Annotated in this window: 9 protein-coding genes; 8 read left to right on the top strand and 1 reads right to left on the bottom strand. The window is 59.4% G+C overall.

From position 1 onward, the window contains the following. Positions 1-114: 114 nt before the first annotated feature. Complete coding sequence (gene dapC, locus BCF11_RS02795; protein ID WP_098493388.1) at positions 115-1,329, bottom strand: succinyldiaminopimelate transaminase; 1,215 nt, start codon at positions 1,327-1,329, stop codon at positions 115-117. A gap of 307 nt (positions 1,330-1,636) precedes the next feature. Between dapC and BCF11_RS02790 the strand changes: the two genes are divergently transcribed. The 8 genes from BCF11_RS02790 to BCF11_RS02755 all read left to right on the top strand — a co-directional run bounded on the left by BCF11_RS02790 (position 1,637) and on the right by BCF11_RS02755 (position 13,142). Then, entirely contained in the window at positions 1,637-1,909 is a 273-nt protein-coding gene (locus BCF11_RS02790) for a hypothetical protein (protein WP_098493387.1), read from the top strand. 56 nt (positions 1,910-1,965) lie between these two features. Further along, complete coding sequence (locus tag BCF11_RS02785; RefSeq protein WP_098493386.1) at positions 1,966-2,241, top strand: hypothetical protein; 276 nt, start codon at positions 1,966-1,968, stop codon at positions 2,239-2,241. Between the two features lie 367 nt (positions 2,242-2,608). Further along, positions 2,609-6,139, top strand: a complete 3,531-nt coding sequence (gene smc / locus BCF11_RS02780; RefSeq protein WP_098497292.1) for a chromosome segregation protein SMC — start codon at positions 2,609-2,611, stop codon at positions 6,137-6,139. Positions 6,140-6,455: 316 nt separating this feature from the next. Next, positions 6,456-7,577: a cell division protein ZipA C-terminal FtsZ-binding domain-containing protein gene (locus BCF11_RS02775; RefSeq protein ID WP_098493385.1), complete on the top strand. Its 1,122-nt coding sequence runs from the start codon at positions 6,456-6,458 to the stop codon at positions 7,575-7,577. A 2-nt stretch (positions 7,578-7,579) separates the two neighbouring features. After that, positions 7,580-9,673 carry an NAD-dependent DNA ligase LigA gene (ligA, locus tag BCF11_RS02770; RefSeq protein ID WP_098493384.1) on the top strand — a complete coding sequence of 698 codons (2,094 nt, stop codon included), beginning with the start codon at positions 7,580-7,582 and terminating at the stop codon, positions 9,671-9,673. Beyond that, complete coding sequence (gene galU / locus BCF11_RS02765; protein WP_098493383.1) at positions 9,660-10,535, top strand: UTP--glucose-1-phosphate uridylyltransferase GalU; 876 nt, start codon at positions 9,660-9,662, stop codon at positions 10,533-10,535. Before ligA ends, galU begins: the two co-directional genes overlap by 14 nt. A 22-nt stretch (positions 10,536-10,557) precedes the next feature. Next, complete coding sequence (gene def / locus BCF11_RS02760) at positions 10,558-11,094, top strand: peptide deformylase (RefSeq protein ID WP_098493382.1); 537 nt, start codon at positions 10,558-10,560, stop codon at positions 11,092-11,094. 281 nt (positions 11,095-11,375) lie between these two features. Continuing rightward, a complete protein-coding gene (locus BCF11_RS02755) occupies positions 11,376-13,142 on the top strand; it encodes a cation:proton antiporter (RefSeq protein ID WP_098497291.1) in 1,767 nt (588 codons plus the stop codon). Positions 13,143-13,148 lie beyond the last annotated feature (6 nt).

The raw sequence follows: 13,148 nt of genomic DNA, 5'->3' as shown, positions 1-13,148 counted from the left end.
TTAAAAACATGAATTTGACCATGACGACGGTCAAACTATATCGTCACGGTGCAATACGTAAGATCAGGCCGTCGCTGCAGGGCGCCCGCCGTCAAGGCCGATGCTGACGAGAGGCTAAAGGCTACGGCAAAATGCCGCAATGCGCTGCGCCGCTTCCAGGCATTCATCGACTTCCGCCACCAGCGCCATGCGTATCCGTTGCCGGCCCGGATTGCTGCCATGGGCGTCGCGCGCCAGATAACTGCCGGGCAATACCGTTACATTATATTCGGCATATAGCCGCTTGGCGAAGTCGGTGTCGGAGATTGTTGCCAACTTATTTTCCTTGTTGCCTACCTTGGCCCAGAGGTAAAAGCCGGCATCCGGCAGCGCCACGTCCAGTACGGTTTGCAGTACAGGCGTGACTTGTTGAAATTTAGCCATGTATTTGGCGCGGTTTTCGACGACGTGGGTTTCGTCGTTCCAGGCGGCGACCGAAGCCGCTTGCACTGGCGGGCTCATGGCGCCGCCGTGATAGGTACGATACAGCAGGAATTTCTTCAGGATGGCGGCATCGCCGGCGACAAAGCCGGAACGCATGCCAGGCACATTCGAACGCTTGGACAGGCTGGAAAAAGCAATCAGGCGCGGATAACCGGTACGGCCCAGAATATTGGCGGCTTGCAGGCCGCCCAGCGGCGCTTCCGGCTTGAAATAAATCTCGGAATAGCATTCGTCGGCGGCAATCACGAAGCCGTGGCGGTCCGACAGCGCAAACAATTCCTTCCAGTCTTCCAGCGACAGCACGGCGCCGGTCGGATTGCCGGGCGAGCACAGGTAAAGCAGCTTGACGCGCGGCCAGACATCGTCCGGCACGCTGCGGTAATCCGGGGCGAAATTGCGGCTCGGATCGGAATTGACAAAATACGGCTGCGCGCCGGACAGATAGGCAGCGCCTTCGTAAATTTGATAGAAGGGATTTGGGCACATCACCAGCGCATCCCGTTGCGACGGATCAACCACCGTCTGCGCCAGGGCAAACAGCGCTTCGCGCGAACCGTTGACCGGCAGGATCTGGGTCGCCGGATCCAGCGTCGGCAAGCCATAGCGGCGCTCCAGCCAGCCGGCGATCGCTGCCCGCAGGGGTTCGGCGCCTATGGTGCTCGGATAGCTGGCCAGGCCGCTCAGGTTGTCGGTCAGCGCTTGCTGGATGAATTTCGGGGTCGGGTGCTTGGGTTCGCCAATGCCCAGGCTGATGGGCTGGTACGCGGAGTTAGGCGTGACACCGGCGAACAGCGCGCGCAGTTTTTCAAACGGATACGGTTGCAACCGGTCTAGTAATGGATTCACGTGGCTAATAACGGATAAACAACAAAATGGAGTAGGGAAAAGCGACGATAGCTATGCTGTTTGCATTATATACAGAGTCAGGCCGGGATCGTTGAAAACTCTTAGCCTGGCCCCTGTTTTGACTCGCCGGCGATACTCCAGCTGCTTGCCGAGCTGACTGACGCACCGTGCCATGGATGTAATGGCGCGTAATGGACCGCAGTATTCCAAAGATGAATGATTGCTTCACATCAGGTCTTGCCGGGTAACGATTGCGGCGAGTGACGATGTGTACCTTTTTTCCACTTTATCTGACAGGAGCAACATCATGGCAAGCAATCCACCGGTAAGCGGCACGATCACCGTTACTTTCAGCCAGGGGAAAGCCAGTGTAGGAACCGGCACCCTGAGTGATGCGAAGGGCCCGCAACCCTATCTGGACTACAGCGGCAAGCCTTATCCGTCATCCATCGATATGAAAACCGCAACAGCGGTCAGTTTTGCTCCCCACATCGGGAAGACGGTCAATTTCGGCAAATGGAAATACTACTTCCAGTCAGGCTGGGTAGGGCCGCGCATCCTGGTGGACGGCGAACTGTAAGGACGTCGCCGTCAAGCAAGATTGCATTTGTCAACATAGCAATTGCGGAGGATAAAATGGCTTTCGAAGCACTCATCACAATTACGCGCAACGCCACTACATTGCTGATCGCTCATGGCGATACCGTCAGGCTAAGCGGACCTAATGGCGTCGCTAGCGGCCTCGTGTTCTTGCGGGTCGACCCTGATGTCGGTCCGGCGAACACAAGCTATCTGCATATCAGAAGCGGCGATAGCTGGATCTTTGCGGATGGCGCTACACAGCTCCAGAGATTCTCGCCAAGGCTGATTCAAACACCTGTCCTGGCAATTACGCGTCTGGACACGGTTTAGCCGGCCTGGGTAAAGTCCGCGTCATTCATGCGCGCCTTTTCAAGGCCGCCGCACGAACTGCCTGCGAGGCGATTCGTGCGGCGGCCTTGAGGAGGCGCGCGGTTTACTTTTCAAATATGCCATGGCGGCGCTTTGACCAGGATAGGTCCGGGCGATCGCCGGCTGGCTGCGCATCGTTTTTTAAGGCTTTCCTTTTCTGCCCGCGGATCGATAGCCGGGTAACAATCATATTTCCTGCGGGGGACGGCCATTCAGATCGCATATATGGTGAGGCGGAATGTTATGATGTCGACCTCCTGCGGGTTTTTTCCCCGTTTTTAGTATGACGGCAGCTTTTTCGCCGACTTTGATAAGAACAGTCGATAACGTGCGTCTAACTTCCATTAAATTATCGGGATTCAAGTCTTTCGTCGATCCCACCAATTTCCAGGTCCCAGGCCAGCTGGTCGGCGTGGTGGGGCCTAATGGCTGCGGCAAGTCCAATATCATCGACGCGGTGCGCTGGGTCTTGGGGGAATCCAAGGCTTCCGAGCTGCGCGGCGAATCGATGCAGGACGTTATTTTCAACGGCTCTTCGCATCGCAAGCCGGCCGGCCGTTCATCGGTGGAGCTGGTGTTCGACAATGGCCTCGGCAAAGCCGCCGGCCAGTGGAGCCAGTACGCTGAAATCGCCGTCAAGCGCACCCTGACGCGCGATGGCACCTCGACTTATTACATCAATAACCAGGCCGTTCGGCGCCGTGACATCCAGGATATTTTCATGGGCACCGGGCTTGGTCCGCGCGCTTACGCGATCATCGGCCAAGGCATGATTTCGCGCATCATCGAAGCGCGCCCGGAAGAGCTAAGAGTTTTTCTGGAGGAGGCTGCCGGCGTTTCCAAGTACAAGGAGCGGCGCCGCGAAACCGAGAATCGCCTGAATGACACGCGCGAAAATCTGGTGCGGGTGGAAGACATCCTGCGCGAGCTGAACGCCAACCTGGAAAAGCTGCAGGCGCAGGCCGCGGTTGCGCAAAAATTCCATGAGCTGCAGGGCGACCAGGAAGAGAAGCAGAAGCTGCTGTGGTTGCTGCGCAAGAATGAAGCCAAGGGCGAGCAAGAGAAATTCTTCCGTGAGATTGAAAAGGCGCAAACCGATCTGGAAGAGCAGACCGCCAAGCTGCGCCACGTGGAAACCGAGCTTGAGCACATGCGCCAGGCGCATTACGCTGCCGGCGACCGCATGCACCAGGCGCAAGGCCATCTGTACCAGACCAATTCCGAAATCGGCAGCCTGGAAGCGCAGATCAAGTTCGTCATCGAATCGCGCAACCGCCTGCAATCGCAACTCAATTCATTGACCGCGCAGCGCGATCAATGGCAGCGCCAGGGCACGCAGTTCCAGGACGACCTGGTGGAAGCAGAGATGCATCTGGAAGAGCTGATGGCGCGCGTCGAACAGTCGCAGGTGGCGTCGCAGCAGCATAACGACCAGTTGCCGGCGTTGGAGCAGAGCTGGCGCGAGGCGCAGCTGAAGAGTACCGAATCGCGCGCCAAGATCATGCAGATCCAGCAGCAGATCGAACTGGAATCGACCCATCAGCGCAACGCCTCGAACATCCTGAACGGACTGAGCAGCCGGCGTGAACGGCTGGCGCAGGAAAAGAATGGCTTGAACCTGCCTGACAATGCGCATCTGAGCAATCTGCGCATGCAGCTGGAAGAGAAACAGGCCGGGTTGGAAGAAGTCGGCATGCAGCTGGAAGAGCTGCAGGAACAACAGCCGCGATTGGAAGAAGAGCGGCGCGACGCGCAGCAGCAGGTGAATACCGAAAGCGCCAACAACGCTCAGCTGGAAGCGCGCCTGACGGCGCTCAAGCAGCTGCAGGAAAGCGTGCAGACCGAAGGCAAGGTACAGCCTTGGCTGCAAAAGCATGAACTGGCAGAGCTGCCGCGCCTGTGGCAGAAGCTGCATATCGACGGCGGCTGGGAAACGGCGCTGGAATCGGTGTTGCGCGAGCGCACATCGGCATTGGAAATGTCCAACCTGGACTGGGCCAAGGCCTTCTTCAACGATGCGCCGCCGGCCAAGCTGGCCTTGTTTTCGCCGAATGGTGTTGCCTCCGCCGCGCCTGCCGATGCGCCGGCCGGCTTGAAACCCTTCATCAACCTGCTGCAGCTGAATGACCCGGGCTTGCGCGTGCTGATGCAAGACTGGCTGCACAATTTCTACGCCGCCGACGACACGGTGACGGCCTTTGCCGAGCGCAGCAAGCTGCCGCTGGGCGCCAGCTTTGTGACGCGCCAGGGCCATGTGATCAGCAAGACCGGCGTCCGCTTCTATGCTTCCGATTCGGAGCAGGACGGCATGCTGGCGCGCCAGCAGGAAATCGAAAACATCACCAAGCAGCTGCGCGCCCAGCAGATGCTGGCTGACGAAGCGCGTTCGCGCTCGGTGCGGGCGGAGGCTGCATTGTCGCAAGCGACCCAGCGCCTGCAGGAAATGCGTCTGCGCCACACCAGTCTGACCCAGGCGGTGCACGGCTTGCAGATCGATGTCATGAAGCTCTCCGAATTGCAGGAGCGTTTCAACCAGCGCAGCTCGCAGATCGCTTCCGACCTGGCGGAAATCGCCGCCCAGGAAAGCGAGCAGCAGCAGGTCAAGATGGAGTCGGAAGCCAAGTTCGAACAGCTCGACATGGAACTGGCCGAGCTGCAGGAAAAACATGAAGACGGCCAGACCGACTACCTGGGCAAGGAACAGCAGCTGAACGATGCCCGGCAACGCTTGCGCGAAATGGAGCGAGCGGCGCAGGAAGCGGAGTTCGCGGAAAAATCCCACCGCAACAAGATCGAAGAACTCAAGCGCAGCATCGCCACCGCACTTGAGCAGGCGGCGCAGCTGTTCGCCAACATGCAGCAAGGCCATCTGGAGCTGGAAAGCCTGGACGACCAGGCCGCGCAAGCCGGTTTGCAGGATTTGCTGGACAAGCGTAGCGAGCAGGAAAGGGCATTGGCCGATACCCGTCACGAGCTGGACCAGGTGTCGCAGAATCTGCGCCAGCACGAAGAAACCCGCTTGCAGGCGGAGCGCAGCCTGCAGCCGCAGCGCGAACGCATCATGGAATTGCAGCTGAAGGAACAGGCGGCGCGCCTGAACCAGGAGCAATACGTGCAGCAGCTGCTCGAAGCGCAAGCGGACGAAGCGGCGCTGAGCGAGAAATTGACCGCCGAGATGCGGCCATCGTACCTGCAAGGCGAAGTCACGCGCCTGACCAATGCGATCGCCGGCCTGGGCGCGGTCAACCTGGCGGCGCTGGACGAACTGGCGCAGGCCTCCGAGCGCAAGAATTTCCTGGATGCGCAAAACGCCGACCTGACCGAAGCCATCAATACGCTGCAGGACGCGATCCACAAGATCGACAAGGAAACCCGCGACCTGCTGCAGGACACCTTCGACAAGGTCAACCATCACTTTGCCGAGCTGTTCCCGATCCTGTTCGGCGGCGGCCAGGCCAAGCTGATCATGACCGGCGACGAGATCCTCGATTCCGGCGTGCAGGTGATGGCGCAGCCGCCGGGCAAGAAGAATGCGACGATTCATTTGCTGTCGGGCGGCGAGAAGGCGCTGACGGCGACCGCGCTGGTGTTTTCGATGTTCCAGCTTAATCCGGCGCCGTTCTGCCTGCTGGATGAGGTCGATGCGCCGCTGGACGACGCCAATACCGAACGTTTCTGCAATATGGTGAAGCGTATGTCCGCTAACACACAGTTCCTGTTCATTTCGCATAATAAGATTGCGATGGAGATGGCGCAGCAGTTGATCGGGGTCACCATGCAGGAGCAGGGCGTATCGCGGATTGTCGCGGTGGATATGGAGGCGGCCAGAAGTTTCGCCAGCGATGCGGTTGCCGCTTAAATGGTGAAAGCGCAATGCGGTGCGGCTTGGCTCGCTTGACAACTTTTTGCAGCGACACTAAGCTGATTTAAGTGTCGCGATGCAATATATTGTAAAAAAATGTCTCAATAATTTTATCTTGAGAGCATATGCAGTAATACTAGTAACGTTTTTATAAGAGCAAGACGTAATTATTCGCGTGGTCACTGACAACTATTTTTGAAGTGTTTTTTCCTCGGATCTAATCAATGACCAGACCACGATTTCAATCGCAGATTTATATTTCAAGCGCATATGCCGGTGACATGGCAGTGTTCGCTATTAAGGCATCAGCAGAATGACAGATTTACAGACCAGCCTGTTCATCATTGGAGGCGCGTTTCTTGTTGGCGTCATTTCCTACAACAAATGGCAGGAATATAAGGCCAAGAAGAGTGTTGAGCGGGCGTTTTCAGGGTCGCATGACGATGTCTTGATGACGCCGCCGAGCAAGGACGGCGGCGAGGCGCCGGTGCGCCACGAGCCGAAGCTGTTCGAGAGCGAACATGAGGCCGACGCCAAGATGGCGGCCGTGCCGCACGACGATATCGAGCAAAGCGCCGAGCAGCAGGCGCTGGAGCCGCAGTTAGGCAATCCCGTTGCAGCGCCTGTGCCGGTTGCGCGCCGGGATTTACCCGTCGATGAGCTGATCGATTGCGCCATCCCGCTGGCGCTGGAAGCGCCGGTGCGCGGCGACAAGATACTGCCTGCGCTGCAAAGCCTGCGCCATGTCGGCAACAAGCCTATCCATTTTATCGGCGAGGACGCCAACGGCGACTGGGAGCCGGTGGCGCACGGCGGCGTCTACAGCACTTTGCTGGCGGGCGTGCAGCTGGCCAATCGCACCAATCCCCTGAATGAAATCGAATATTCCGAACTGGTCAGCCGTTTGCGCCAGATTGCCGACGACCTCGGCGCCGAGCCTGATCTGCCTGACATGATGGAAGTGATGCACACCGCGCGCTCCCTGCATCAGTTCGTGATCGAACACGATGCGCAGCTGGGCGTGAATATCCAGTCGAACGGTGCGCCGTGGGCCATCAGCACCCTGCAGGCGGCCCTGACGCGGCAAGGCTTCGACGCCCGGCCGGAAGGCCGCATGGTGATGTCGGACGGCGACGGCGGCCTGCTGTTTTCGCTGTCCACCAATGCCAGCGCGGTGGCCGAAACCACCAGCCGCCTGACTCTGTTGCTGGATGTGCCGCGCGTCGCTCCCGACCGTGACGGCTACGGCGCCATGGTGGCTTGCGGACGTTCGCTGGCGGCGCGCCTTGGCGGCGTGCTGGTCGACGACAGCAACCAGCCTTTGGCCGACGTCCAGCTGGCCGAGATCGCCGGCCAGGTCGATGCCTTCTACCGTGAAATGGATGCTGCGGAAATTCCAGCCGGCTCAGTGCGGGCCTTGCGTTTATTCAGTTAATTATGTCATTACAATCATCACATGCCGGCGGCACGGGGAAGCTTACCGATGCCGCCGAATGGCGCTCGCGCGCCGCCTGGCTCGCTGCCGAGCTGAATCGCCACAATCATTCCTACTACGTACTCGACAATCCGTCGATTCCCGACGCCGAATACGATCAGCTGTTTCGCGAACTGCAGGCGCTGGAGCAGGAACATCCCGAACTGAATACGCCGGATTCGCCAACCCAGCGCGTCGGCGCAGCGCCTTTGCCGCAGTTCGAACAGGTAACGCATTCGATTCCCATGCTATCGCTGGGCAACGGTTTTGAAGACAACGATATCGTTGAATTCGACCGCCGCGTCAGGGATGGCCTCGACACCCAGGTCGACAGCGAGATCGAATATGCAGCCGAATTGAAATTCGACGGCCTCGCGATTAACCTGCGCTACGAAGACGGCGTGCTGGTGCAGGCAGCCACGCGCGGCGACGGCACTACCGGTGAAAACGTCACCAGCAACATCCGCACCGTGCGCGCGATTCCCTTACGCCTGCATACCGATAAGCCGCCGAAGGTGCTGGACGTGCGCGGCGAGGTGCTGATGTTCAAGGAAGATTTCGCCAAGCTCAACGCCCGCCAGCGCGAAGCGGAAATGAAAGAGTTCGCCAATCCGCGCAATGCCGCGGCCGGCAGCTTGCGCCAGCTCGATTCGCGCATCACGGCGCAGCGCACCTTGCGCTTTTTCGCCTATGGCATAGGGATGCTGGAGGGCGCAGCCATGCCGGCGTCGCATTCGGCACTACTGGACTGGTACAGCGAACTGGGCCTGCCGGTATGCAAGGAGCGCAGCGTGGTCAAGGGCGCCGCCGGCCTGCTGGAATTTTTCCGCGGCATCGGCAGCAAGCGCCCGCAGCTGCCTTATGAAATCGATGGCGTGGTATACAAGGTCAACCGCCTGCTGCAGCAGCAGACCCTGGGTTTCGTCTCGCGCGCGCCGCGTTTTGCGCTGGCGCATAAATTCCCGGCGGAAGAGGCTACCACCCAGGTGCTGGACATCGAAGTGCAGATCGGCCGCACCGGCGCCGTGACGCCGGTGGCGCGGCTGGCGCCGGTGTTTGTCGGCGGCGTCACGGTCACCAACGCCACCTTGCATAATGAAGACGAAGTGCGGCGCAAGGATATCCAGATCGGCGATACCGTGATCGTGCGCCGCGCCGGCGATGTGATTCCGGAAGTGGTGTCGTTCGTGGCAGACTTGCGACCGGCCGATGCGCAAGCGTTCGTCATGCCGACCGCTTGTCCGATTTGCGGCTCGACTATCGTCAAGCTGGAAGACGAAGCGATCGCCCGCTGTTCCGGCGGCTGGGTCAAGTGTGCCGCGCAGCGCAAGGGCGGTCTGCAGCATTTTGCCTCGCGCCGGGCGATGGATATCGAAGGCTTGGGCGACCAGCTGATCGAACAGATGGTCGACCGCAACATCATCACCACCGCGGCCGACCTGTACAAGCTGGGTTTGCTGAAACTGGCGGAGCTGGACCGTATGGCCGATAAGTCGGCGCAAAATGTCATATCCGCATTGGAGAAGTCTAAATCGACCACCCTGGGCCGTTTCATCTATGCGCTAGGCATCCGCCATGTCGGCGAGGCCACGGCGAAAGAGCTGGCGACCCATTTCGGCGGCATCGACGGCGTCATGCAGGCTTCTGAAGAGCAATTGCTGGAAGTGGCCGATATCGGTCCCGTGGTGGCACGCTCTCTGCTGGCTTTCTTTGCCGATCCGCTGAATCGCGAGCTGGTGGAGCAGTTGCGCGCGGCCGGAATTCACTGGCCGGAGAACTTGCCGGCGGAAAGCGCGTCCAAGTTCTTGTCAGGCAAGACCTTCGTGTTGACCGGCAGCCTGCCTACGCTTACGCGTGATGCCGCCGCAGCCATGATCGAAGCGGCCGGCGGCAAGGTGACCGGTTCGGTTTCCAAGAAGACCAGCTATGTGGTCGCAGGAGCCGAGGCCGGCAGTAAATTGACCAAAGCGGAAGAATTGAATATCCCGATTCTGGATGAAGCCGCATTCCGCACTCTTTTAGAAAGCGAACAAGGAAACCAACATGAGCAAGATTAGAAAAGCCGTATTTCCTGTCGCCGGCCTGGGTAGCCGCTTCCTGCCGGCCACCAAGGCGCAGCCTAAAGAAATGCTGCCTATCGTCGACAAGCCCTTGATCCAGTATGCGGTGGAAGAGGCGGTTGCCGCCGGCATCACCGACATGGTGTTCATCACCGGCCGCAACAAGCGTGCCATCGAGGATCATTTCGATAAGGCCTACGAACTGGAAACCGAGCTGGAGGCGGCCGGCAAGGAGCGCTTGCTGGATTTGGTGCAGAACGTCATCCCGAAACATATCAACTGCATCTTCATCCGCCAGTCGGAAATGCTGGGCCTCGGGCATGCGGTGCTGTGCGCCCGTCCGGTGGTCGGCAATGAGCCGTTTGCCGTTTTGCTGGCGGACGATTTCATGGATGTGGCGGCCGGTCAGAAGCCCGTGCTGGCGCAGATGACGGATATTTTCGCTGAAGAAAATGCCAGCATGCTGGCGGTGCAGGATGTGCCGCGCGCCGATACCAAGCAATACGGCATCGTCAGCATCGACCCGTATAAAGCCAATCTGGAAAAGGTCAATAGCATCGTCGAGAAGCCGCAGCCGGAGCAGGCGCCTTCGACCCTGGCGGTGGTGGGGCGCTACATCCTGACCAACAAGATTTTCGATCACCTGGAAGGCCTGGGCAAGGGCGCCGGCGGCGAGATCCAGCTGACCGACGGCATCGCCGCGTTGATGAAAACCGAGCGCGTGCTGGCCTACCGCTACGCCGGCCAGCGTTACGATTGCGGTTCCAAGCTGGGCTACCTGAAGGCGACCCTGGCGATGGGCCTGAAGCACCATGAAACCGGCGCCGAGTTTGCCGAGTATCTCAAACAGTTCAAATAATCATCATATCGAAGAGCAGATCATGACCGTTCGCGAAATCCTGAAGATGGGCGATCCGCGCCTGCTGCGGCAAGCTGAGCCGGTAACCGCGTTTGGCACGCCAGAGCTGGAAAGCCTGATCGCCGACATGTTTGAAACCATGCATGCGGTGAATGGCGCCGGCCTGGCGGCGCCGCAGATCGGCGTGAATCTGCAGCTGGTGATCTTCGGCTTCAAGAACAACGTCCGCTATCCGGATGCGCCAGAGGTGCCGGAGACGGTCCTGATCAATCCGTTCTTGCGTCCCTTGTCGGAGGAGATCGAAGACGGCTGGGAAGGCTGCCTGTCGGTGCCCGGCATGCGTGGCGTGGTGCCGCGCTGGACCCAGTTGCATTACGAAGGTGTCGACCAGTCGGGGGCGCGCATCAGTCGCGATGTCGACGGCTTCCACGCGCGCGTGGTGCAGCACGAGTGCGATCACCTGAACGGCATCCTGTATCCGATGCGCATCAAGGATTTTACACAGTTCGGCTTTACCGAAGTGTTGTTCCCTGAACTGGATCCCAATCACGACGATTGAGCGGTGTAAAGGCACAGCGTGCCCGTGCGTGAACTCCGGCTATCTCGGGTCCGCTTGGGTACAAAAGCGTGCCTACCCCGCTTGCGCATATCGCCGCATAAAATCACTAAGCTATTAGAAATAAATATTCGATAGCGGGTAGAATTGCAATTAAGCCAAGGCCAATGCATTTGCCGGCCTCGCTGCTGCCTCACCCATCACTGCCTTGCATTGCGGCGCTGCTTGCGCTGCTCCTGTTCGTGCGCCTCCCCAATAGCCGCTTACTTCTATTCGAAAAGCCTATGCACCATGCAGTAGAAACCTTCATCCAGGATCTTGCCGTCATCATGCTGATCGCCGGCGTCGTCACGGTGCTGTTCAACCGTTTCAAGCAGCCGGTGGTGCTCGGCTATATCGTCGCCGGCGTCATCATCGGCCCGCACACGCCGCCGTTTTCCCTGATCACCGATGAGCGCACGATCCAGATCCTGGCCGAACTGGGGGTGATCTTCCTGCTGTTTTCGCTGGGGCTGGAATTCAGCCTGAAGAAGCTGGCCAAGGTCGGCGCCACCGCGTTTGTGGCAGCGCTGGCGGAGATCACGCTGATGCTGTGGATAGGCTATGAAATCGGCATCTATTTCGGCTGGAAGAAGATGGATGCGGTGTTCCTCGGCGCCATGTTGTCGGTTTCCTCTACCACCATCATCGTCAAGGCGCTCAACGAACTGGGCATGAAACGCGAAAAATTCGCGCAGCTGATTTTCGGCATCCTGATCGTCGAAGACGTGCTGGCGATAGGCATGATCGCCTTGCTCTCAGGCGTGGCCACCAGCGGTTCGGTGGATGCCGGCGACGCCGTGACGACGATCGGCAAGCTGGTTCTGTTCATGATCGTGTCGCTGGTGGCCGGCATCCTGGTCGTGCCGCGCCTGCTTGACTACGTGGCCAGGTTCAAGAGCAAGGAAATGCTGCTGGTGACCGTGCTTGGCCTGTGCTTCGGCTTCTGCCTGCTGGTCATGAAGATGGAGTACAGCGTGGCGCTCGGCGCCTTCCTGATCGGCGCGGTGATGGCCGAGTCGCGTCATTTGCATCAGATCGAACGCTTGATCGAACCGGTGCGCGATATGTTCAGCGCCATCTTTTTCGTCGCTATCGGCCTGTTGTTCAATCCTTCCATCCTGGCGCAATACTGGCTGCCGATCGCTGTCATCACGGTTGCGGTGGTGCTGGGTAAAGTGGTCAGCTGCGGCCTTGCTACTTTCCTGTCCGGCCAGGATGGACGCACCTCGATGCGGGTCGGCATGGGCTTGTCGCAGATCGGCGAGTTTTCCTTCATCATCGCCGCGCTCGGCGTCAGCCTGAAAGTCACTAGCGATTTCCTGTACCCGACCGTGGTGGCGGTGTCGGCGGTGACTACCTTGCTGACTCCCTACCTGATCAAGCTGGCCGATCCGCTTTCCAGCCGGCTGGCGCAAGCCATGCCGAATAAACTGTCGGCAGTGTTCGGCATGTACTCGACCTGGCTCGCCAGCCTGCAACCGCAGGGCGACCGCGCCGAGCTGTCGCGCATCATCCGCCGCATCTTGCTGCAGGTGGTGGTGAACCTGGCGCTGGTGGCGGCGATCTTCATCATCGGCGGTTATTTTGCCGATGCCCTGGGTGAGCACATGGCGGCCTGGGTTGCGGATCCGCAGGTACAGGACGCGATCGTGTGGGGCGGGGCGCTGCTGCTGTCGCTGCCGTTCCTGATCGCGACCTACCGCAAGCTGCATGCGCTGAGCATGCTGCTGGCGGAAATCAGCGTCAAGCCGGAATGGGCCGGTTCATATAATCATGCGGTGCGGCGCGTGATCGCGGAAGTCATTCCGGTGGTCTCCATCGTCGGCATCATGCTGATGATTGCCGCGCTCAGCAGCCGCATCCTGCCGCCGACCAATCTGCTGATCCTGGTGCTGGTCGGCGCCGCGGTGCTGGTGCTGGTGTTGTGGCAGCGCTTTGTCAAACTGCATTCCAAGCTGCAGATCGCCTTGCGCGAAACCCTGGAACAGCAGCCGGACGAAAAGCACTGACGGTGC

This window comes from Collimonas sp. PA-H2 (assembly GCF_002564105.1).
Classification (GTDB): domain Bacteria; phylum Pseudomonadota; class Gammaproteobacteria; order Burkholderiales; family Burkholderiaceae_D; genus Collimonas.
The sequence above is the reverse complement of the archived record's forward strand: the minus strand, read 5'-3'. Positions and strand labels throughout refer to the sequence as shown.